Genomic DNA, 23179 nt, shown 5'->3' on the forward strand with positions numbered 1-23179 from the left:
ACAGGGATCAGAAGGCGCGGCAGGAGCGGATGTCGGTGGCCAGGATGGCCTTGGCGCCCAGATCGGCGAGCTGATCCATCAGCTCGTTGCCGTTCTTGCGCGGCACCAGCGCGCGCACCGCGACCCAGTCGGGATCGGTGAGCGGGGCGATGGTCGGCGACTCCAGACCCGGGGTGATGGCGACCGCCTGGTCGAGCAGCGCCTTGGGGCAGTCGTAATCCAGCATCAGGTACTGCTGGGCGAAGACCACGCCCTGGATGCGGGCGACGAGCTGGTTGCGGGCCTTGTCGTTCTGGTCCGCGCCCTTGGCCTCGATCAGCACGCCCTCCGAGTCGCACAGCGACTCCCCGAAGGCGACCAGGTTGTGCTGACGCAGGGTGCGGCCGGAACCGACCACATCGGCGATGGCGTCGGCGACACCGAGCTGGATGGAGATCTCGACCGCGCCGTCGAGGCGAATGACCTCGGCCTCGATGCCGCGCGCCTTCAGATCCCCGCGCACCAGGTTCGGGTAGGAGGCGGCGATGCGCTTGCCGTGCAGGTCCTCGACCTTCCAGTCCTGCCCGGCCGGGGCGGCGTAGCGGAAGGTGGAGCGGCCGAAGCCGAGCGCGAGCCGTTCCTGCACGGGCGCACCGGAATCCAGCGCCAGGTCGCGGCCGGTGATGCCGAGGTCGAGCTCGCCGGAACCGACGTAGATGGCGATGTCCTTGGGCCGCAGGAAGTAGAACTCGACCTGGTTGGCCGGGTCGAGCACGCTCAGCTCACGCGAATCGGTGCGCTTGCGGTAACCGGCCTCGGACAGGATGGCGACGGCGGATTCGGAGAGGGCGCCCTTGTTGGGAACTGCGACGCGAAGCATGGGAGGTCCTTTCGGAACGGAGGGAAGACGCGGTGACGACGAATGGATGGGCGGAAACACTCACCGCGCCGTGCGGGGGCACAGCGCGGTGAGCGGCACATCACAGATGTCGGTACACGTCCTCGAGCCGCAGGCCGCGGCCCACCATCAGCACCTGCACCCAGTAGAGCAGCTGCGAGATCTCCTCGGAGAGTTCCTCATCGCTCTGGTACTCGGCGGCGATCCAGACCTCGCCGGCCTCCTCGAGTACCTTCTTGCCCTGCGCATGCACGCCGGCGTCCAGGGCGGCGACGGTGCCCGACCCCTCGGGGCGGTTGGCGGCACGATCCTGCAGCTCGGCGAACAGGGCTTCGAAAGATTTCACGGGGAGTGATTCTCTCAGACGAGCGCACACTCCCCGCAATCGGTTATACGGTGAGCAGTTCGGTGAGCTCGGCCACCGCCGTGCGCAGGTGCCCGGCGAAGTCGTGCATCGCCGGGGCGACGTGCTTGGGTGTGGCCAGGTAGAGGTTCCAGCGGTCGGGCAGCAGCACGTAGGCGATGCCGATGCATTTGGGGCTGGTGGAGCCGAAACCGAAGAACTGGATGTTCACCGACGGCGCGGAGCTGGTGGACAGGTAGTCGTCGCGGGTGATGATCCAGCCGGGGCTGTCGTAGAAGGCCATCGGCGCGGTCGCGCCCAGCTGCTCGCCGCGGCGGCGCTGAATCCACTGCAGCTCCCACAGGTGCTGTTCGGGAGCCTCACCGCGCTGGCATTCCTGGGCCCGGCGCACGTGCGCCTCGGCGGCGGTGCGCAGCGCCACCAGCTTGCGGTCCCGGTCGACGTCCGGATTCTCCATGGCCGCAACGAAATCCAGCATCTCCTGGGTGACCACCCGCATGGCCTCGGTGCGGCCGTTGCGGAACTGGCGGGTGGCGATGGATTCGTAGGTCGCGCCGTTGAGGCCCTTGCTGCGCCTGTGCGCGAGCTGATAACTCAACTGGGCCAGGGCATCCGGGGAGATGCCGAGGCTCTTGGCGCGCTTGGTGCCGAAGTCGAAGGACACCGTGGTGGTGGCGTTCTCGGCCGCGTATTGCGCGAAAGAGGCGGCGGCGGAGGCGATCTCGGTCTTGGCTTCCGGGCCGAGGGTGAATTCGATGGGCTCGGCGGCGGGCAGGCCCTGCGGCTGCGCGCCGGACTGCTCGGCGTGCGCGGTCACCGGGGCCTCGAGCAGGGTGTCGACGAAGGACAGGATGGTGGTGCCGTCGAGCCCGCAGTGCTCGACATTGATGCCCGCGCTCCCGTTGGCGAAGACGATGAACGACACCGCCTTGTCGAACCAGCGGTTGCCGCTGTCGCCGTGCAGCAACTGGTCGCAGGCGTGCAGGGTGTCGCGGGGCGCGAAGTCCTCGAGGCAGACGCAGAACAGCGCGGTCTCGATGGTGTCGAAGGCGGCGGCGTTGGCGGGCCGCAGGTTGGCGTAGATCGGCGCCCAGTCGGCGCGGGCCAGGCTGGTGAGATGCCCGGGCGCGGCATTGGTGGCGGCACGGCGCGCACCGGCCTTCATGACCGATTGCAGACCCGCGGCCAGATCCTCCGGGGTATAGGGCACACCGCTGGGACCGATCACATCCATCCGGAACATGTTGCCGCGGTAGAAGACCACGATGTGGCGGGCCTCCGAATGCCCCGGCCATTCCTCGCTGTAGGGCACCCGCACGGTGTCCTGCGGCGCGCCCGGGATGCGGGTCTCGGAGAACAGGAACTTGTTCTGCGCCATATTGAGTCGCGTGCCGCGCTGGGTGGCGGGCGGGATCTCCTCGGCGTCCAGGCGCAGCTTGTAGTTGACGGCCGCACTGACAATCGCGGCGGCCCGCTCGCTCTGGTCGGCACTGGTGGACGCAGCGAGCACGGTGTCATCGCGGAACAGGAAGAAGAAGTTGGCGTTCAACGCGATTCGGTCGCGGCGCCCCAGATAGCGCGACGGCCAGAATTCGTCGAGCCAGCTGCCCACGCCCGGGGTCTTGTCGAAGCGTTCCAGGTCGGCGTGCAGGGTGCGGGCGGGGCTGTCGGGGCGCAGCAGGTCCTCGACGCTGGCCGCGGTGGCGGCGTACTGGTCGGAGGTCAGCAGCGGCGCGCACCAGTGCAGGAATCGGGTGCAGCTCTCCTCCAACGTGGGCAGCGGGACGCGGGGCAGCTGCTCGTCGAAGGCGAAGGTGCTGTCGCTCAAGGGGTGTCCTCGGTGTCGATGGGTCAGGGGTGGCCTGGCTTTGCACACGCGTAACCGTCCCCCGTGCGGTCACTGCCCCCATTCTTGCCATCGAACCGGTCGGCGCGCCAGGATTTCCGGCGAATCCGGATCGGCGTGAAGGGAAGCTGTATTACTGCGCAACAACAGTTTTCATGCGAGCCAGGTACCGGCCGAGCCGGGCTCGCACAAGCGCTTCAGCCGCAGCTCCACCTCATCGCTGGTCAGGTAGCAGCCGGTCTGCTCGAATCCGCCGATGGTGTGGGTGGCGTAGTCGCCGTAGCCGATGCGCAGGAAATCGTCGCCGCTGAGCCCGTGCACCGCCCAGTCGAAGGCGACCCGCGCCCGTGCCACCACCGTCCGCAGCGCGCCGAGATGGTAGCCGCGGGTCACGAATTGCGCTGGCACACCGCGCAATCCGATCTTGAGCGGGCGGGCCAGCGCGTCCCGGCCGCCGAGGTCGACGACCAGGCCCAGATCGGGATGCCGGTACGGGGTGACCTGCCCGCCGCGCAAGGTGGCGAGCAGATTCTTGGCCATGTGCTTGCCCTGGCGCATGGCGTGCTGCGCGGTGGGCGGGCACTGCTTGTCCGGGCCCGCGGCCAGATCGGGGACGGCGGCCGCGTCGCCGAGCGCCCAGACGCCTTGCAGGCCCGGCACACTGAAGTCGGGATGGACCACGATGCGCCCGCGGTCGGTATCCGCGCCCAGATGCCCGGCGAGCGGGCTGGGCGCGACCCCGGCCGTCCACAGCACCGTGCGCGAGGGGATGAACCGGCCATTGGTGAGGGTGACGCCGCGCGCGGTGACCTCCTGCGCGGACGCGCCCGAAATGAGTTCGATGCCGCGTTCGGCCAGAATCTTTTTCGCGTCCGCGCCCAGGCGCTCGCCGAGCTCGGGCATGATCCGGTCGCCGTGGGTGACCAGATGCCAGCGCACCATGGTCGATTCCGTCTCCGGGAAGTAGCGGCGGGCGGCGGCCTGGCAGACCTTGTTGAGCACCGCGGTGGTCTCGGTGCCGGCGTAGCCCGCGCCGATGGTGACGAAGTTCAGGCGTTCGCGGTCGACGTCCACTTCCCCGCGCACCGCGGCCACGTCGAGCTGGCGCAGCACATGGTCGCGCAGGTACATGGCCTCCGAGAGCGTCTTCATCCCGAATCCGTGCTCGTGCAGGCCGGGCACGTCCTGGATGCGGGTGATGCTGCCCGGGGCCAGCACCAGCTGATCGAACTCGTAGGCGCATTCCTCACCGGAGTGCCGCCGCACGATGACCTGCCGGGTCTTCGGATCCACGCCGACCGCCATGCCGGGCACCACCTCGGTGCGGCGCAGCACCCGCCGCAGCGGCACCGAGACCGAGCGCGGATTGAGCGTGCCGGAGGCGACCTGCGGCAGCAGCGGCAGATACAGCAGCCCGGCATCGGGCGTGACGAGCTGGACGTCCGCCTCATCGGGCTTCAGGCGGCGCTCCAGATACCGGGCGCACTCCACGCCCGCGAAACCACCGCCGATAATTACGATCTTCGCTGGTGCCACCGATTCACCGTAACAATCATGCGCGAGTTTGAGGTGAATCCGGGATTTCGAGTTTTCTCAAGAATCCGTGCCGCCGCCCGAATTGGGACGGGAGATATACAGCTGGGCGTAGAGCCAGCCGTCGGATTCGCAGTCGGTGGTGTCGATTCCCTTGTCCGCCAGGGTGTTCAGCACCCGGGTCCGCTCGTCCGCGGAGGCGAAACGCCGCTGCCGGAACACGCCGGGCGCGCGTTCGGTGCGATAGCCCAGTGCGGTGAGGTGCGCGGCGATGGTGTCGAAACTGAACATGCGCAGCACGAAATGCGCCATCCACGGCAGTTTTCCGCCGTGTGCGTGTGCCACCCGCAGCAGTGTCTTCTCGCTGATGTAGCCGACGCAGCCGGTGGAGATGACCAGGTCGGCGCCGGCCAGGATGGCGCGCTGCGCCTCGCCGGGATCGCCCGCCTCCAGATCGGCATGCACGATGTCCTGCAGGAATCCGGCCGCCTTGGCGTAGTCGAGGGCGGGACGCGAGGCATCCATTCCGACGAATCGGACACCGGGTAATCGGTCGTCACTCTCGAGGAGTTCCCGGTCGCGGTCGATGAGCTTCTCGGTGTCGCCGGTGCTGCGATAGTGCTCGGCCAGCTCGGCCATGCCGGTGTCCAGGCGCAGCAGGGCCGCGTTCACGCCGTAGGAGCAGCCGATATCGAGGACCGTCGGCGCGGCGATCCCGGTGGCGGCCTTGTATTCCGCCAGCAACCGCTGAAAATGCGGTTTCGCCAATTCCGGTATCTGATAATCCAATTCGGCCATCCGCGCGAAATACTCGCGTGGATCGGGCCGGTCGTAGATGTCGTCGAACGAAGCTTTCCCGGTGGAACTGTGCAACGAAACCGGCACGCGCTGGCCCCTTCTCAGTCGAGCAGTGTATCGCCGCGGACCTCGCCGACGGCCAGATGATCCGCCGATACCCGCCCGAACAGCTGCCGGGTCCGCTCGGCCGTGCCGATCAGTCCCGGTGTATCGCTGTAGGCGAAGATCGCCGAATGCCGTTGCACCGTCCCGCCTACCGGCGCGACCCGATGCAACGAAAACCTCCCCTGGAACAGCTGCAAATCCCCCGGCCGCAGCTCCAGCCGCTTGATGAAGCCCTCGCCGTGCCCGGTGAGCACCGCGTTCACGTCCGCGAAGTGCTCCGCCTCCCGCGACCGGATGTTCGGGCAATACTCGAACACCCCACCGCATTCCGGCTCCTGGGTGAGCATGCTGACCGTGAACTCGTTGGTGTCGAAGTGCCAGGGATGCGACATCCCCGGCGCGACCACATTGAGGCACAGCCCCGCGAACGGATCGGTGTACTCGTGCAGTTCCGCCAGCCCGAAGCAATCCGCCACGAACCGCTGGAACCGCTCGTCCACATACAGCCGATGGATCACCGCATCCACGGGAATGAGATCCCTTGCCACGAAGGCATTTCCACGCCGCAGCACGATGCGCGCGGGATGATCCTCCGGCAGGTCGGCATCCAGCGGAATGTTGTAGGCGTTGACGTTCTCCACGGTGTAATACGCATGCGGAGCCAGCAGCACCCCCTCACTCCGCAAGGTGCCCAGCAACTCCCGCCGAATGAACCCGGGCAATACGCAGCACCCATCCGCCGCGAGCTCTTCCCGAGCCGCCCGAACGGCCGCGTTCCACCCGTCGCTCCCCGGCGAATCCAGCGGATACTTCTCGAAATCCACCCCGGGCACATGCCCGCCGGCGTCCTGCGCGTCGACCCAACCCCCAACCGCAACCATGCCGCCCATTCTTGCCGCCCGCCCCCGCGACACGCCCGAGATAACCCCCGATTGTGAATACTCACTTTTCCTGTGCCCCACGAGTTTTGATGTGAGACCATCCGCCCGGTTTCATGCCGAAAAGCCGTACGCACAGGTGTGCGCACATCTGCTCGACCGTTCTCTCACCTGCGTAACAACACGATTCAGGGGCTTTGACAGCCCGGCCCGGGCGGGTACACCGGTAGTGAGAGGACCGGCGTATGGGTAGTAGCGGATCGTGGGAGACCATCAACCGGGCGCTGTATCGGGTGTCGGGGCCGGGGAGGCGCGGGACCGAGTGGACTACGTATTTGTGCCCGGTGCATGAGGCGGACGGGCGGCGACATCGGCCCTCACTCGGGGTGGTTTACAACCTGCAACGGCAGAAGACGGTGATCCGGTGTTTTGCGGGATGTTCCGATGAGGAGGTGTTGGAGCGGCTCGGGTTGGGGGTGCGGGATTTGTTCGATGGGCCGCCACCACCCCGGGGATCGGTGACGCGGGAGACTGCTGAGCCGGGGTTGGCGGATCGGGCGATTTTGGCTGCGGGGCTGCCACTTTCGGCGCCGAAGCCGGATTTCGGGCCGCCGATCAGGCGACCTCGGCGGGTGGCCGCCTATATCTATCGATGGCCCGACGGGAGTCCGGCCGGGTGTGTGTTCCGGGTTCGGACCCTGCATCGGCAAGGGTATGTGAAGACCTTCTATCAGCAGCGGCGTACCGAAACCGGCTGGGAGTACGGTGGATTCGCGCATCTTCCGTTCCACCTGCCGGAAGTGATCAAAGCGGTGCGGGAGGGCCGGGACATCTTCGTCTGCGAGGGTGAGGCCGACGTACTCACGGCCACGCATGCCGGGCTGACCGCCACCTGCAATGCGGGCGGCGCGAACGGCTGGCACTCCGACCACGCCGAATGGCTGCGCCGGGCGCATCGGGTGTGGATCATCGCCGATCGGGACGCTCCCGGATACCGGCATGCGGCGAAAGTGGCTGAATCGCTGAATGATTCGGTGAACGAGTTGCGGGTGGTGCAGGCTCGGGACGGGAAGGATCTGACCGATCACTGCAATGCGGGGCATCAGATTTCGGAGTTGGATCCGGTGCCGGTACTCGACGAGCACTATCGGCGGATGTGAGTCAGGACGAGACCGCGCGCTGGTAGCGGGCGATCAGGGTGCGCAGGGCCGCGACCAGTTCCGGGGAGTCGACGATCTCGAAGTCGGCGTTGAGCAGGCCCAGGTAGAGGACCAGCATTTCGGGGTGGTCGGAGCCCGGTTCGAAGGCGCAGCGCTCGGGGCCGAGTTCTTCGATGTTCATGGTGATCGGGAGGCGGGCGCGGACGTGGGAGGCGGGCGCGTGGACTATGACGCGGGCGCGGAAGCGCCAGGTGGCCTGGGCTACTCCGCGTTCCACGTAGGAGGCGATCTCACGGTCGGGTGGCAGCGCGCGGGGTGTGAAGCGCGGGCCGGCGGGGGTGCGCGGGTCCATGCGGTCGACGCGGAAGGTGCGCCAGTCGGTGCGGTCGAGGTCCCAGGCCAGCAGGTACCAGCGCTGATTGTGGTTGACCAGGCGGTAGGGCTCGACGGAGCGGCGGGCGGACGCGCCGGAGTGGGTGGCGTAGTCGAAGCGGAGGCGTTCGTGATCGCGGCAGGCGGCGGCGATGGCGGTGAGGGTGTCGGGGCTGACGCGGGGGCCACGCATGGGGACGGGCAGCGCGTGCTGGAAGGCGCTGACGCGGTGGCGCAGCCGCGACGGCAGGATCTGCTGGAGTTTGGTCAGGGCGCGCAGCGAGGTCTCCTCGATGCCGAGGATGGAACCGCTTGCGGCGGTGCGTAATCCGACCGCCACCGCGACGGCCTCGTCGTCGTCGAGCAGCAGCGGCGGCAACGCCCCTGTGGTGCCGAGCCGGTAGCCGCCGTCCACACCGGGGCGGGCTTCGACCGGATACCCGAGTTCCCGCAGTCGTTCCATGTCCTTGCGGACGGTGCGCGGGGTGACGTCCAGGCGGGCGGCCAGCTCGCCCCCGGTCCAGTCGCGACGGGATTGCAGCAGCGACAGCAGGCGCAGCAGCCGAGCGGAGGTTTCCAACATTCCCAGATGCTATCCGCCAATTGCGGAACAAAACGTTCCTCAATGGCTCCTACCTTGGGTTTCAAGCGCAAGATGAAGAGCCTCGGAAGAGATCTTCCCAGTGAACGGAACACCTTGATGAGCACCGAGATTCGCCCCTTCACCCTCGATATCCCCCAGTCCGACCTGGATTACCTGCACGACCGCCTGGCCCATGCGCGCTGGGCCGCCCAGATCCCCGGCACCGGATGGGAGCGCGGCATCCCCGAATCGAATCTGCGCGAGCTGGCCGACTACTGGCGCACCGAATTCGATTGGCGTGCACAGGAAGCCAAGCTGAATGCCTTCGGCCAGTTCACCACCGAGATCGACGGCCAGCAGATCCACTTCCTGCACGTCCGCTCCGAGCATCCCGATGCGCAGCCGCTGCTCATCACCCACGGTTTCCCCAGCTCGATCGCCGAGTTCATGGGCCTGATCACCCTCCTGACCGATCCCACCGAGGGCCAGGCCTTCCATGTGGTGGCCCCGTCACTGCCCGGCTACACCCTCTCCACCCCGCTCAGCGCGACCGGTTGGACCATGGCCCGCACCGCCCGCGCCTGGATCGAACTCATGGCCCGCCTCGGCTACGACCGCTACGGCGTGCACGGCGGCGATGTCGGCGGCGGCGTCTCCGGCCTGGTCGCGGCGCTCGACGGCGAGCATGTGACGGGAGTCCACGTGGTCACCGACCCCATGACCGCGGCCAATGTCGCCACCTTCCTGCCCGGACTGGCCGACCGCCTCGACCCCAACGATCCGATCGACAAGGTCATCCTCGACCGGATGGACGCCTTCCGGCGCGAGGGCTCCGGCTACCTGGCGATCCAGAACTCCCGCCCCCAGACCATCGGCTACGGCCTGGTGGACTCCCCCTTGCTCCAATTGGCCTGGATCGCCGAGAAATTCGAGAACTGGACCGATCTCCCCATCGACCGCGACCAGCTGCTGACCACCGTCAGCCTCTACTGGTTCACCGCCTCCGGCGTCTCGGCCGCCCACACCCTCTACGAGCAGGCCCACTCCACCGAATGGGGCGCTCCCCCGTCGGTCCCCCAGGGCTTCGCCGTCTTCGGCGCCGACGAGACCGTCCGCCGCGTCGTCCCCGCCCCGGCCGATGCCCACTGGACCGAATTCGAACGCGGCCTGCACTTCCCGGCCATGGAGGATCCGGCCAACCTGGCCGGTGACCTGCGAGCCTTCTTCGGCCCGCTGCGCTGACCTTCCAAACCCGTTACCGGCCCGGCGTTTTCGCCGGGCCGGTCTCGCGTCATTCCGAGGCGACGCGCCGATCGAGTTCGCCCACAAGCCGTTTCGTGGCCACCGTGCGGTAGGCGTCCTCGACGATCTCCCCGATCTCGCCCCAGTCCACCGCCACATCCAGATACACCCCGAGCCAGCCCCGATGCCCCACATACGGTGGGCGGAAGAAGCGGTCCGGCTCTGCGGCCACCAGTTCCTCCTGCACCCCGGCCGGTGCGGCACACCAGAATCCGAGCCGGTCGTCGTGGTGATGGTCGGCGAACATGACGAACATCTTCTTGCCGCCCGCGAACCAGCACGGCTCACCGTGGCTGAGCTTCTCGGTCACCTCCGGCAGCCCGGCACAGACCTCGCGCAGCCGCTCCTGAACGTCCATATCCGCAGGCTAGACCATCGCGGTCGCCGAGGCCTTGGACGGATGGGAACGCGGTTCAGGAGGCGGCGTGCGCGCGCAGCAGGTCTTCCAGGTCCGGGACGGTGAGCCCGACGAGGCTCTCCCGGAAGGTGCGGCCGGGCGCGTCCGGCACCGGAACCTCGCACGGCACCACCAGCAGGGCGCAGCCCGCCGCCTGTGCCGCGATCGATCCGGTCGGCGAATCCTCGATGGCCACAGCGTGATTCGGGTCGACGCCGAGCAGCTCAGCCGCGCGCAGGTACAGATCCGGGGCGGGCTTGCCGTGCGACACCTCGTCGGCGCAGACGGTGGCTCCGAAGAACTCGCGGCCGATGGTGTCCAGGCCGAACTCCGTCAGGGAACGCTTGGTATTGGTCACCAGGGCCATCGGAATTCCGGCCGCGCGCACCATTTCCAGTGCCTCGCGCGCACCCGGCCGCCACGGCACCGGCCCGTGGAACAACTCGGTCACCCGGGCCTCCATCCACTCCGAGCCGTGCGCGACCGTCTCCGCCGTGTGCTCGATGCCCAACCCCTCGAACAGAATCCGGAACGCGTTGGGCCCGGACGCCCCGATCAGCGCGTGCCGGACCTCCTCGGTCAGCTCGCGCCCGTACTCTCCCGCCAGCTCACGCAATGCCATGTCCCAGAGCTTCTCCGAGTCCAGCAGCGTGCCGTCCATATCCCACAACACCGCGTTCAATCGCGCCACCGACTCGCACTCCCTCCACATAACCCGGAACCGGCCCCACCCATTGAGGTGGAGCCGGTTCAGACTATCGGGGCCGGGGGTCGCGGGCTGATCAGAGGCCCGAGGCGGCGATCACCTGACGACCGCCCGAGGAATCCACCTGGATCCACCGGTTCTCGCTGCTGACCTGTCCGTTCTTCAGCACATAGGTGAGGGATACGACCGCCCGGTTGTCACCGCTGGGAGTGATCGCGCCCACGCTGACCGACGAGATGCTGCCCCAGAACGAGGCGTAGCTGTTGTACCCGCCCGTGGAGGACTGGTAGCCGGGCGAGAGCATCGCCCACGCGCCGCTCACATTGCCGGGCAGCATGCCGTAGTAGCTCTGGATGAACGAGGTCACCGAGGTGGGCGGCGGGGCCGGCGGCGTGGTCGTGGGTGCGGGCGTGGTGCTCGGACGCGCCGACGGACTCGGTGTCGCCGAGGACGACGGGGCCGGTGTCGTGGTCGGCGCGTGTGTCGCCCCGCCCGCCTGGCCTTCGCGCGTGGGCTGGTTGCCGCCCGCGGCGGGGCCGAGGTTCTCGGGCACCGAGGTCTCCGGCACGGTCGCGGGAGTCGTGATCGAGCTGCCGCCTCCGGCCTGCGGCGTATTGCCGCCACCGCCATTGCGGCTCACCGCGATCCCGATCACCGTGGCCACGATCAGCGCCGCCACCACACCCACGGCGGCGAGCGCCACCTGTCGCGGATTCCGTTCCCCGCCACCGGTTTTCGCACCACCGGCAGCACCGGGAGGCGGCACCCGGGGCACCGTACCGCGCGGACCCTCGTTCATGTCGACATGCACGGTCGGGTCGGCCGCATTGCTGGGCGCACCGGTGCGCGAGGTGGAGAGCACCGTGGTCTTGGCCGAACTGTCCACGGCCGCGGCCACCGGCGGCAGCACCTTGGTCTGCTGGATCGGCGCGGCCGGGGCCCGCCCCTCCGCAACCGCGTGCAGCCGTTCCGCCGCCTGCGTCATGGTCGGCCGGTCGTCGGCCTCGGCGGCCAGCAGATCCATCAGCACCGGCGCCAGTGCCGCCGCGTGCGCGGGCCGCGGCACCTGGGCGCGCGCCACCGAGTGCAGCACGGCCAGCGGGTTGTCGCCCTCACCGAACGGCGGCTTCCCCTCGACCGCCGCGTAAAGCGTTGAGCCCAAGGCGAATACGTCCGAAGCCGGTTCCGGGTTCTCCCCGCGCGCCACCTCGGGCGACAGGTAGGCGGGCGTGCCCGCCAGGAACCCGGTCGAGGTGACCGTGACATCCCCGGTCGCCCGCGAGATGCCGAAGTCGGTGATCTTCACCGTCCCGTCGTCGGCCACCAGAATGTTGGCGGGCTTGACGTCGCGGTGCACGATCCCGGCCTTGTGGGCCGCGGCCAGCGCCTCGGCCACCTTGGCCCCGATCCGGGCCACCTCGACCGGGGCGAGCTTGCCCTTCTCCCGCATCAGCGCCGCCAGGCTCACGGCGTCCACGTATTCCATGACCAGCCAGGGCTGGCCGTCCTCCTCCGCCACGTCGAACACCGTGACGGCATTGGGGTGGTGCAGGCGCGCCGCGATGCGCCCCTCACGCATCGCCCGCATCCTGGCCTCGACGGCCTGCGACCTGGTCAGCCCCGGTGTCAACAGCAACTGCTTGACCGCGACGGTGCGTCGCAGCCGCACATCGGTCGCGCGCCACACGACCCCCATCGCACCGGTGCCGATCGGATCCGTTAGTCGGTACCGCCCCGCAATCAGCCGGTCTGCGCTCATGTGGTTGTGCCCCTCCTGCAAGCTTTCGCGCCGAGCACCCTGCAACGCTGCGCGAAAGCCCGGAAACCTCTGGAAATATTAAGCGTTGAAGTACTTGGCTTCCGGATGCAAGAGCACGAACGCATCCGTCGACTGCTCCGGATGCAGCTGCAGCTCCTCCGACAGAATCACGCCGATTCGACCGGCGTCCAACAGTTCAACGAGTTTGGCCCGATCCTCCAAGTTCGGGCAGGCCCCATAGCCGAACGAGTACCGTGCGCCACGGTATCCGAGTTTGAAGTAATCCAGCACATCGGCGGGATCCTCGTCAGCGACCGAATGTCCTTCCAGTGTGAGCTCTTCCCGGATGCGACGGTGCCAAAACTCGGCGAGCGCCTCGGTGAGTTGCACGCCGATGCCGTGCACCTCGAGGTAATCGCGGTAGTTGTTCTCCGCGAACAGCACATTCGCGAAGTCGGCAATGGGCTGACCCATGGTGACCAGCTGGAACGGCATCACATCCACCTGACCGGTTTCGATCGCGTCCTTGCGGGAGCGAATGAAATCGGCGATGCAGAGGAACCGGTCGCGTTGCTGCCGCGGGAATGTGAACCGGAAGCGTTCCGGCGCATCGGGTTTGGGCTCGGTGAGAACAATCACATCGTCGCCCTCGGAAACCGCGGGGAAATACCCGTAGACGACCGCGGCGTGCTGCAGCACACCCTCGGCGATCAGCCGGTCCAGCCAATACCGCAGGCGCGGACGGCCTTCGGTCTCCACCAGCTCCTCGTACGACGGCCCGTCACCGCCGCGCTGCCCGCGCAGACCCCACTGGCCCAGGAACAGCGCCCGCTCGTCGAGCAGCCCGGAGTACTCGTTCACCGCCAGGCCCTTGATGATTCGGGTGCCCCAGAACGGCGGCGTCGGCACCGGCAGGTCCGCGGCCACGTCGGAGCGCGCGGGCACCTCGACGGGCACCTCCTTGGCCTTGCGCTCCTCGGCGATCCGCTTGGACCGCTCGTGGCGGGCCTTGCGCTCGGCGACCTTCGCGGCCTCGGCCAGCGCCTCGGGCGAGTTCGGGTCGAGACCGCCGCCGCGCTTGCGGGTCATGATCTCGTCCATCAGATTCAGGCCCTCGAAGGCGTCGCGCGCGTAGTGCACGTCGCCCTCGTAGACCTCGGTGAGATCGTTCTCGACATAGCCGCGGGTGAGCGCCGCGCCGCCGAGGAGCACCGGGAACTGCGCGGCGACGCCGCGGGTGTTCATCTCCTCGAGGTTCTCCTTCATCACCACCGTGGACTTCACCAGCAGCCCGGACATGCCGATGACATCGGCCTTCTTGTCGACCGCGGCATCCAGGATCGCCGAGATCGGCTGCTTGATACCGAGATTCACGACCTCGTAGCCATTGTTGGACAGGATGATGTCCACCAGGTTCTTGCCGATGTCGTGCACGTCGCCCTTGACCGTGGCCAGCACGATGCGACCTTTACCGGAGTCGTCGGTGGCCTCCATGTGCGGTTCCAGGTGCGCCACAGCGGTTTTCATCACCTCGGCCGACTGCAGCACGAACGGCAGCTGCATCTGACCCGAACCGAACAGCTCACCAACGGTTTTCATGCCCGAGAGCAAGGTCTCGTTGATGATCTGCAGCGGCGGAACCTCTTTCATGGCCTCGTCGAGGTCGGCCTCCAGGCCGTTGCGCTCGCCGTCGACAATGCGCCGCGCCAGCCGTTCGAACAGCGGCAGCGCCGCCAGCTCCTCGGCGCGCGAGGCCTTGGACGAGGCCGTGGAGACGCCCTCGAACAGCGCCATCAGCTTCTGCAGCGGGTCGTAGTCCTCGGTGCGCCGGTCGTAGACCAGATCCAGCGCGGTCTCGCGCTGCTCCTCCGGAATCCGCGCCATGGGCAGGATCTTGGAGGCGTGCACGATCGCCGAATCCAGTCCGGCCTGGACGCATTCGTGCATGAACACCGAGTTGAGCACCTGCCGGGCGGCCGGGTTCAGGCCGAAGGAGATGTTCGAAAGACCCAGCGTGGTCTGCACATTGGGGTGCCGCTTCTTGAGTTCGCGGATGGCCTCGATGGTTTCGATGCCGTCGCGACGCGACTCCTCCTGGCCGGTGCCCAGGGTGAAGGTCAGGGTGTCGATGATGATGTCGGACTCTTCCAGACCCCAGTTGGTCGTGATGTCCTCGATCAGCCGCTCGGCAATGGCGACCTTGTGCTCGGCGGTGCGCGCCTGACCCTCTTCGTCGATGGTCAAAGCGACCACGGCCGCACCGTGTTCGGCGACCAGCGCCATGGTCTGCTGGAACCGCGACTCGGGCCCGTCGCCGTCCTCGTAGTTCACCGAGTTGATGGCGCAGCGCCCGCCCAGATGCTCCAAACCGGCCTTGAGCACCGGGGTTTCGGTGGAGTCCAGCATGATCGGCAGCGTGGACGCCGTCGCCAGCCGCGAGGCCAGCTCGGCCATATCGGCGGTGCCGTCGCGACCCACGTAGTCCACGCACACGTCCAGCATGTGCGCGCCGTCGCGGGTCTGATCCTTGGCGATGTCGAGGCACTTCTGCCAGTCGCCAGCCAGCATGGCCTCGCGGAAGGCCTTGGAGCCGTTGGCATTCGTGCGCTCGCCGATCATCAGGATCGAGGCGTCCTGCTCGAACGGCACGGAGCTGTAGATGGAGGAGACGCTCGGCTCGTGTACCGGGGTCCGCTTGCCCTGCTCGACCTCGCGCACCGCCTCGGCCACCTGCCGGATGTGCTCGGGCGTGGTGCCACAGCAGCCACCCACCAGCGACAACCCGAACTCGGATACGAACTGGGACATCGCGATCGCGAGTTCCTCGGCGGTGAGCGGGTATTCGGCGCCCTTGGCGCCGAGAATCGGCAGACCGGCGTTCGGCATGACCGACACCGGCAGCTGCGCGTGCTTGGACAGATGCCGCAGGTGCTCGCTCATCTCGTCCGGGCCGGTGGCGCAGTTGAGCCCGATCATGTCGATGCCCAGCTTCTCCAGCGCGGTCAGCGCCGCACCGATCTCGGAGCCGACCAGCATGGTGCCGGTGGTCTCCATGGTCACGTGCGTGATGATCGGAATCCGGCGACCGGCCTGGGCCATGGCCCGGTGGCTACCGGTGACCGCGGCCTTGACCTGCAGCAAGTCCTGGCAGGTCTCGACGAGGATCGCGTCCGCGCCGCCGTCGAGCATGCCGAGCGCGGCCTCGGTGTAGGCATCGCGCAGGGCCTCATAGGGCGCGTGACCCAGAGTGGGCAGCTTGGTGCCCGGACCCATGGACCCCAGCACATACCGGGGAGTCCCGTCCGCGGACTTGCCCATCTCGTCGGCGACCTCACGGGCGAGGCGGGTGCCGCGCTCGGACAGATCCCGGATCCGATCCGCGATGTCGTAATCGGCCAGGTTGGGCAGGTTGCATCCGAAGGTATTGGTCTCGACGGCGTCGGCACCGGCCTCGAAGTAGGCCCGGTGAATGTGGCGCAGCACGTCGGGCCGCGTCTCGTTGAGGATCTCGTTGCAACCTTCCAGGCCCCGGAAATCGTCGAGCGTGAGATCCGCGGCCTGCAGCATCGTGCCCATCGCACCGTCCCCGATCACGACACGCCGCCTGAGCGTGTCCAAAAGAGTGGTGTCGAATTCGGCGCGGCTGCGTACTGACATGAACTCAAGAGTAGTGGGAAGGACGGACAATCCCCGCGTCGGTGTGGCGTGCTACTCCCGAGTCGGACATTGCGCGTCGCATGCACACCAGTTCGAGCTACACCGTAGGCTGACCGGGTGAACGCCAGTGAATCCCCGGTGCCACCCGAATCGGACCTGCCTACGCTGCGGGATCCGGTGCTCGTGGCCGCCTTCGAAGGCTGGAACGATGCCGCCGACGCCGCCAGTGGCGCGGTCGAGCATCTGGAACTGATCTGGGACGCGCAGCCGCTGGCCGAGCTCGATTCCGAGGACTACTACGACTATCAGGTCAACCGGCCCACGGTGCGCCAGGTCGACGGGGTGACCCGCGAGATCCAGTGGCCCTCGGCCATGCTGTCGGTGTGCTCGCCCCCGGGTAGTGAGCGTGACGTGGTGCTGCTGCGCGGGGTCGAGCCCAATATGCGGTGGCGCAGCTTCTGCAACGACATCCTCGAATTCGTCGAGCAACTCGGGGTGACCACGGTGGTGATCCTCGGCGCTTTACTGGCCGACACCCCGCACACCCGGCCGGTTCCGGTCACCGGCACCGCCTACAGCAAGGAAGCCGCGGAGCGCTTCAACCTGGAGCAGACCCGCTACGAGGGACCGACCGGTATTACCGGAGTGCTGCAGGACGCGTGCGTGCGCGCGGGTGTCCCGGCCATCTCCTTCTGGGCCGCGGTGCCGCACTACGTCTCCCAGCCGCCCAACCCGAAGGCGATCATCGCGCTGCTGCACCGGGTCGAGGATGTCCTCGATGTCGAGGTGCCCCTCGGCGGGCTGCCCGAGCAGGCCGAGGAGTGGGAGGGCGCGGTCAACGAGATGACCGCCGGCGATGAGGAGATCGCCGAGTACGTGCGCTCGCTCGAGGAGCGCGGCGACGCCGAGGTGGACATCAACGACGCCATGGCCAAGATCGACGGCGATGCCATCGCCGCCGAGTTCGAGAAGTACCTGCGCCGTCGCGGGCGCGGGGGCTTCGGCCTCTGATCTGCCGGACCGGCACCTGACCTGTTAGACCGTTTCGGGGTGAATGTCCCCGATTGTCCGAAAACCATTGCCGCACCTGCGTTCTCGACGCGGGTGCGGCGGTGTTTCGGAGGTCGGAAGGGCTAGTGCTCGACGGTCCAGACCTGGGCGGACGCCTCGTGCGCCAGCTTGGCGATCAGAATGTCACGCGGAATCGTCTGGCCCGCAAGATGATCGAGCGACGGTACCACCACGTGGTGGGCATCGGCGCGCTTGAGCTCGGCCGTCAACTCCGCGAACGCGGTGCCGTCGCCGGGGGTCGATTCATGGAACGTGGCGGCGAAGCAGAGACCGGCCGACTGGGCGAGACCGCACATGGCGTCCTCCAGCTCATCGCTGCGGCCCTCGGTCAAGTCGTCACGCACGTACCCATAGATCAACGCTTCCACCCGAACCTCCGTTGGATTGGGATCGCTGTCATGAAGTGTGCCCTGTGGAACAGCTTGGCGTAATCACGAATGCAATTGCAGATGTCAACCCACTGACATCCAGATGCCCTATCCGGGTCCATCCGGCGTTAACTGGTGAGATACTACAGAGCGTGTCCGCCGGTGACGATCGACCTGTCTGGGCTGTCCGAATGCGTGCCGAACGCGATGCTCGGGGGTGGTCACAAGCCGATGCCGTAAGGGCCATGCGCGCCAAGTCGAGTCACAATCTGCCAACCGACAGCACACTTCTGCGCAACTGGCGGCGCTGGGAGTCCGGAGAATCCCGACCGGACGATTTCTACGCCCCGATCATCGCGGCGGCCTTCGACACGGTGACCGCGGCGTTCTTCCCCAAGGCCCGGCCCAATCGCGATGACGAGATGCTCTCGGCCACCGGCATGGACACGCTGGAATTCATTGGGCGACTGCGGATGTCCGATGTGTCGGCTTCCACGCTGGACGCCATCCGGATCACCGCGGATCGGCTGTGCTCGGAGTATCCGTGCGCGGATCCGCACGAGCTGCACACCGAGGGCACGGCCTGGCTGCGCCGCATCACCTCCCTGCTGGACGGCCGACTGACTCTGGCGCAGCATCGGGAAGTGCTGGTGCTGGCCGGATGGGTTGCCCTACTGGTCGGTTGCGTTGATTACGACCTGGGCTGGCGGACCGCCGCCGAGGCCACTCGCCGCGCGGCCCTGTCCCTGGGCCAGGAGGCCGAGCATGCCGAAATCATCGGCTGGGGAGCCGAAATGGCCGCTTGGTTCTCATTGACGCAGGCCAACTACAAGGGCGCGATCGAGGCCGCCGAGGCCGCACACGCCACCACGAGCCGCTTGGGCGTCGGGGTCCAGCTGGCCGCGCAGCGTGCCAAGGCGTGGGCCCGGCTGGGTGATAAGCGCGAGGTGGAAACGGCCTTGGCGCAGGGTCGTTCGATCCTGGACACCATCGAGCATCCGTCCAATCTGGACAATCATTTCGTGGTCGATCCGCAGAAGTTCGACTTCTACGCCATGGACTGCTGCCGGGTAGCCGGGGACGACCGGCGGGCGGAAGAGTTTGCCCGCCAAGTGATCCTGACCTCGACCCGGCCCGACGGCAGCATCCGCAAACCCATGCGCGTGTCCGAGGCGCACCTGACCCTGGCGGTGGTGGCGGTGCGCGATCGCAATCTGGAGCTCGCCCTGGACGAAGGTCTGCTGGCGTTCGCCGGCAAGCGGCGGTCGCTGCCGTCGCTCATGTGGATCGCGGGTGAGACCGCACGGGAAATGATCGAACGCTTCCCGGGCGATCCGCGCACCCGTACCTATCTCGACCAGCTGCGCGCGCTCGCGGCGGGCTGACTCTCCGCCGCCCTCAACCGAACCGGTTCCGTCGCCGCCGCCCGGTACGCTCCAGCGCATGGACTTCAGTCTGTGGACCTGCGCTGCCCGAGGGCACGAGACCTATGCCCCCACCGAGCCCGAGCTCGCGGCACGCCTCCACGTCGCCACTCCGGCGGGTGAAGCCTGGCGCTGCCTGCGCTGCGGTGATTTCGTGCCGGGCGAGCCGCGACTCAGCGGTCCCGCGGACGACGCACCGGAGGTGCCGCGCGGGCGGCTGCTGCGCGACCGCATCATCATGCGGCTGCTCGCGGCCGAGCGGGTCGGCCGGGCGCTGGTGCTGATCCTGCTGGGCGCGGGCGTGCTCACCCTGCGGCACCGGCGTGTGCATTGGAAGGAGAACTGGGACAAGGATCTTCCGCTGATCCGCCAACTCGCCGACCAGATCGGTTTCAACCCGGATCATTCCAAGATCATCCGGGGCATCGACAAGGCGTTCACCCTCTCGCCGACCATTCTGGTCTGGATCGCGGTCGCCCTGTTCGCCTACGCCACAATCCAGATCATCGAGGCGGTCGGCCTGTGGCTGGTCAAACGCTGGGGCGAGTACTTCGGCCGTGGTGGCCACCAGCATCTTCCTGCCGCTCGAGATCTACGAGCTCACCGAGAAGATCACCTTCCTGCGCATCGCCGCCCTGCTCGTCAATCTGGCCGCGGTGATCTGGCTGCTGTGGAGCAAGTCGCTCTTCGGCCTCAACGGCGGCGCCGCAAAGTATTACGCCGAACACCACTCCGAGAGCCTCATGACCGTCGAGCGCGCCGCGGTCGCCGCCCAGGCCGAGCAGCCCACCCAGCGCATCACCCGGAATCCGCACTGATCCTGCGCGCCAGGATCATTCGGATCCTGTAACCCGGGCACCTATCGATAGATGTCGCGGCGTGACGTCAGCCTCGGTAACTCCCGCCACGCCGCGACCACTCACCTCGCTACGGCGTGACGATGTTGAAGTTGGGGTCCGGCTTGTCCATGACGTCCTTGAGCTGCTTGAGCTTGGTCGGATCGCCGGTGACCTTGATCGCTCCGGACTGGATCTCCTTCACGATGTCCTTGGCGCCGGTCATGGTGGCGATCAGCTCGAGCCGCGACAGGGTGAAGGTGGCGTCAGGTGCGGGGCCCTTGAAATCGGCCGGGACCACGTAGTGGATGAGCACGCCGTTGCGTAGCTCGGTGCGGTAGGTCTGGTTCTGGTCGGTGATGACCCAGTCGTTGACCAGGTGCAGGTCCCACGCCTTGGGGCCGTTGACCAGGAATGCCGCGGAGTCGAAGACCTGATCGACGCTCAGGGCGCTGATCATGCTGGCGGAGTTGGCCTTCGTCGGGGTGCCGAAGTTGCCGTTGCGCAGTTCGTACGCGCCGGAGAGGAAGAAGTTGCGCCAGGTGGCGTTCTCCGAACCGTAGGCGAGCTGCTCGAAGGCGCTGGCCTGCAACATCTTCGCCTTCTCATTGTTCGGATCGGCGAAGATCAGGTGGTTGAGAACCTGGACGCACCAACGGTAGTCGCCGTCGGAGTAGGCCTTGCGAGCCACCTTCAGCACCCCGCTCGCACCGCCCATGGCGTCCACGTACCGCTTGCCGGCGTCGACCGGCGGGTGCTCCCACAGGTGCGACGGGTTGCCGTCGAACCAGCCCATGTAACGCTGGTACACGGCCTTCACGTCGTGGCTGACCGAACCGTAGTAGCCGTGGTTGTACCACTTCTGCTCGATGGCCGGCGGCATCTGGATCATCTCGGCGATCTCGGTGCCGGTGTAGCCCTGGTTGAGCATGCGCAGGGTCTGGTCGTGCAGGTAGGCGTAGGTATCGCGTTGCAGCGACAGCCATTCGACGAGTTTGTCGCCGCCCCAGGTGGGCCAATGGTGCGAGGCGAACGCGACATCGGAGATGCCGCCGAACATATTGATGGTCTCGGTCAGGTACTGCGACCACACGTGCGCGTCACGCACCAGCGCGCCGCGCAGGGTCAGCAGGTTGTGCAGGGTGTGAGTGGCGTTCTCCGCCATGCACATCGCGCGGAAGTCGGGGAAGTAGAAGTTCATCTCCGAGGGGGCCTCGGTGCCCGGGGTGATCTGGAAGACCACCTTCACCCCGTCGATGGTCTCCTCCTGGCCGGTGCGGGTGACGTCCTTGTTCGGCGGGACCAGGCTCACGGTGCCGGTCGAGGTGGTCATGCCCAGGCCCGCGCCGACCTGCCCCTTCTCCCCGCGCGGCAGCGCCGCGCCGTACATGTAGGCCGCGCGCCGCGCCATGGCGGTGCCGGCGAAGATGTTCTCCGCGACGGCGTGTTCCATGAAGCCCTGCGGCGCGATCACCGGAATCCGGCCCGAGGCAGCGTCTTCCAGGGTGATGACGCCCAGCGCGCCGCCGAAGTGGTCGACGTGGGAGTGGGTGTAGATCATGCCGGTGACCGGCTTCTGCCCGCGCTTGGAGAAGTACAGGTCCATGCCGGCCTTGGCCGTCTCGGTGGAGATCAGCGGGTCGATGACGATGACACCGGTCTTCCCCTCGATGATCGTCATGTTCGACAGATCCAGGCCGCGGATCTGGTAGATGCCCGGAACCACCTCGTAGAGGCCCTGTTTCACCACCAGCTGCGACTGCCGCCACAGCGACGGGTTCACCGAGTTGGGGCAGGTGCCCTGGATGAACTTGTAGGACTCGTTGTCCCAGATGGTGTTTCCCTTGGCGTCCTTCACCAGATCGGGCTCGAGCTTGGCGATGAAGCCCTTGTCGGTGTCGGCGAAGTCCTGGGTGTCGGAGAAGGGCAGCGCGGATTGCACCTGCTTCTGCTGATCGACGATGTGGCTGCTCGGATCGACCGCGTCCTTGCTGGTCTTCTCGGCGGCGGAACCGTTGTCGCTGTTGCTGTCGCAGCCCGCGACGGCCGCGCCCACTCCCACGGCCGCCAGCGCGGCCGCGCCCACCCCGAACACCCCGCGTCGGGACACCTGGAAGCCGCCGGACTTCCGGTCGCCACCGTTGTTCGTGAGGTCCTCGTCGGTCATCAGAGCTCTCCTGTCTCCATGTGTGGGACGAGCACTCGATAGCTGATCATTCGCTCGTCATTCTGACGTGTCTGCCACGGTACACACTATTGCAGTCTTGCTGCAATATACTGGACGGGTGACACCACCCATAACCCCCGCCACCGCCCGCCGGACCTGCGTGCGCGCGCTCGGGCCGGATGTGATCGGATTCCTGTCATGAGCGAGGGCAAGGTCGTCCGCGAAGGCAAAATCGTGCGCGAGAGCAAGGGCGAGAGCCCGAAGCGCCGGCGCAATCCGGAACAGACCCGCAAGGCGATCATCCAGGGGCTACTGTCCGCGGTCCACGACGGTGAATTCGATCCGACCACCCGCAGCATCGCCGAACGCGCGGGCGTGTCCGAACGCAGTATCTTCGTGCACTTCCCGACCCGGACCGCACTGATCACCGCCTCGGTGGACCTGCAGTCCGACCAGGTCGAGGCGCTGATCGCCGAGGCCGATCCGGAGCTGCCGCTGAAGCAGCGCATCGACGCGGTGGTGCGGCAGAGCGAGGCGATCTTCGCGTTGCAACGCGAGCCGCGCGTGCTGGGTCTCATCGAATCGCTGCGCGCACCGGAGGTCGACGCGCGGATGCGGTTGACCGACACGCGCATTCGTGACGCGCTGGGCCGGATGTTCGCGCCGGAACTGGCCCGCCACGAGGGCGACCAACTGCTGGATCTGATCGACGCCACCGCCGGCTGGCCGTACCGCCACCACCTCGTCGACCGCCGCGGCCTGTCCAAGCGCGCGGCCTCCGATGCCGTGCGCCGGGCGCTCACCGCCATGCTCGTCCGGGAGGACTGACATCCGCGAGCGGCGACGAGGTCCGCAATCGACCAGATGGGCAAAATAGCCGTGGAATTGCTGCACAAGTAGAGAGAAGGCCGGTGCGGCGTGATGAGGGGTGCCGCCGCACCGGCCCGCCTACTCGGGCCCTTCGGCCAGGAGAGGG

General features: G+C 67.4%; 18 protein-coding genes and 1 pseudogene. 6 read left to right on the forward strand and 13 right to left on the reverse strand.

Translation table 11 applies throughout. From position 1 onward, the window contains the following. Positions 1-7 precede the first annotated feature (7 nt). The 6 genes from hisG to ON43_RS18470 all read right to left on the reverse strand — a co-directional run bounded on the left by hisG (position 8) and on the right by ON43_RS18470 (position 6404). On the reverse strand, positions 8-859 hold the full coding sequence (hisG, locus tag ON43_RS18445) for an ATP phosphoribosyltransferase (RefSeq protein ID WP_040809071.1): 852 nt from the start codon (positions 857-859) through the stop codon (positions 8-10). A gap of 100 nt (positions 860-959) precedes the next feature. Continuing rightward, positions 960-1223 carry a phosphoribosyl-ATP diphosphatase gene (locus ON43_RS18450; protein WP_033085388.1) on the reverse strand — a complete coding sequence of 88 codons (264 nt, stop codon included), beginning with the start codon at positions 1221-1223 and terminating at the stop codon, positions 960-962. A 43-nt stretch (positions 1224-1266) separates the two neighbouring features. Beyond that, complete coding sequence (locus ON43_RS18455) at positions 1267-3069, reverse strand: choline/carnitine O-acyltransferase (protein WP_040809074.1); 1803 nt, start codon at positions 3067-3069, stop codon at positions 1267-1269. 171 nt (positions 3070-3240) lie between these two features. Then, positions 3241-4623, reverse strand: a complete 1383-nt coding sequence (locus ON43_RS18460; RefSeq protein WP_083913515.1) for an NAD(P)/FAD-dependent oxidoreductase — start codon at positions 4621-4623, stop codon at positions 3241-3243. 57 nt (positions 4624-4680) lie between these two features. Further along, on the reverse strand, positions 4681-5505 hold the full coding sequence (locus ON43_RS18465) for a class I SAM-dependent methyltransferase (RefSeq protein ID WP_040809076.1): 825 nt from the start codon (positions 5503-5505) through the stop codon (positions 4681-4683). Between the two features lie 14 nt (positions 5506-5519). Next, complete coding sequence (locus ON43_RS18470) at positions 5520-6404, reverse strand: HalD/BesD family halogenase (protein ID WP_051178659.1); 885 nt, start codon at positions 6402-6404, stop codon at positions 5520-5522. Between the two features lie 713 nt (positions 6405-7117). Between ON43_RS18470 and ON43_RS44890 the strand changes: the two genes are divergently transcribed. Beyond that, positions 7118-7561 (forward strand): toprim domain-containing protein, encoded by a 444-nt coding sequence (locus ON43_RS44890; protein ID WP_051178639.1) that lies wholly within the window; start codon positions 7118-7120, stop codon positions 7559-7561. A gap of 1 nt (position 7562) precedes the next feature. Here ON43_RS44890 and ON43_RS18480 read toward each other — a convergent pair whose 3' ends face one another. Beyond that, entirely contained in the window at positions 7563-8516 is a 954-nt protein-coding gene (locus ON43_RS18480; protein WP_040809078.1) for a helix-turn-helix transcriptional regulator, read from the reverse strand. Between the two features lie 117 nt (positions 8517-8633). On the opposite strand from ON43_RS18480, the gene ON43_RS18485 reads away from it, so the two are divergent. Continuing rightward, positions 8634-9758 (forward strand): epoxide hydrolase family protein, encoded by a 1125-nt coding sequence (locus tag ON43_RS18485; RefSeq protein WP_040809080.1) that lies wholly within the window; start codon positions 8634-8636, stop codon positions 9756-9758. Between the two features lie 49 nt (positions 9759-9807). Here ON43_RS18485 and ON43_RS18490 read toward each other — a convergent pair whose 3' ends face one another. The 4 genes from ON43_RS18490 to metH form a co-directional block, all read right to left on the reverse strand. Beyond that, positions 9808-10176 (reverse strand): MmcQ/YjbR family DNA-binding protein, encoded by a 369-nt coding sequence (locus ON43_RS18490; protein WP_040809081.1) that lies wholly within the window; start codon positions 10174-10176, stop codon positions 9808-9810. A 55-nt stretch (positions 10177-10231) separates the two neighbouring features. Further along, the gene (locus ON43_RS18495; RefSeq protein WP_051178640.1) at positions 10232-10927 is read right to left on the reverse strand and encodes an HAD family hydrolase; all 696 of its coding nucleotides are present in this window, start codon (positions 10925-10927) and stop codon (positions 10232-10234) included. A gap of 70 nt (positions 10928-10997) precedes the next feature. Continuing rightward, positions 10998-12680, reverse strand: a complete 1683-nt coding sequence (locus ON43_RS18500; protein ID WP_040809085.1) for a serine/threonine-protein kinase — start codon at positions 12678-12680, stop codon at positions 10998-11000. Between the two features lie 78 nt (positions 12681-12758). Beyond that, a complete protein-coding gene (gene metH / locus ON43_RS18505) occupies positions 12759-16337 on the reverse strand; it encodes a methionine synthase (RefSeq protein WP_040809086.1) in 3579 nt (1192 codons plus the stop codon). Between the two features lie 117 nt (positions 16338-16454). Here metH and ON43_RS18510 point away from each other — a divergent pair, with 117 nt between their 5' ends. After that, a complete protein-coding gene (locus ON43_RS18510; protein ID WP_040809088.1) occupies positions 16455-17348 on the forward strand; it encodes a PAC2 family protein in 894 nt (297 codons plus the stop codon). Between the two features lie 122 nt (positions 17349-17470). On the opposite strand, the gene ON43_RS18515 is transcribed toward ON43_RS18510, so the two are convergent. Continuing rightward, on the reverse strand, positions 17471-17776 hold the full coding sequence (locus tag ON43_RS18515; RefSeq protein ID WP_040809090.1) for a hypothetical protein: 306 nt from the start codon (positions 17774-17776) through the stop codon (positions 17471-17473). A gap of 245 nt (positions 17777-18021) precedes the next feature. On the opposite strand from ON43_RS18515, the gene ON43_RS18520 reads away from it, so the two are divergent. Further along, positions 18022-19161: a hypothetical protein gene (locus tag ON43_RS18520; protein ID WP_040809092.1), complete on the forward strand. Its 1140-nt coding sequence runs from the start codon at positions 18022-18024 to the stop codon at positions 19159-19161. A gap of 58 nt (positions 19162-19219) precedes the next feature. Continuing rightward, positions 19220-20018 (forward strand): annotated as a pseudogene (locus ON43_RS18525) (DUF2127 domain-containing protein). A gap of 109 nt (positions 20019-20127) precedes the next feature. On the opposite strand, the gene ON43_RS18530 reads toward ON43_RS18525, so the two are convergent. Next, positions 20128-22203 carry an alkyl/aryl-sulfatase gene (locus ON43_RS18530; protein WP_083913517.1) on the reverse strand — a complete coding sequence of 692 codons (2076 nt, stop codon included), beginning with the start codon at positions 22201-22203 and terminating at the stop codon, positions 20128-20130. 198 nt (positions 22204-22401) lie between these two features. Here ON43_RS18530 and ON43_RS18535 point away from each other — a divergent pair, with 198 nt between their 5' ends. Then, positions 22402-23031 (forward strand): TetR/AcrR family transcriptional regulator, encoded by a 630-nt coding sequence (locus tag ON43_RS18535; RefSeq protein ID WP_245568656.1) that lies wholly within the window; start codon positions 22402-22404, stop codon positions 23029-23031. The last annotated feature ends 148 nt before the right edge of the window (positions 23032-23179 follow it).

The sequence above is a fragment of the Nocardia concava NBRC 100430 genome (assembly GCF_000308815.1).
GTDB lineage: Bacteria > Actinomycetota > Actinomycetes > Mycobacteriales > Mycobacteriaceae > Nocardia > Nocardia concava.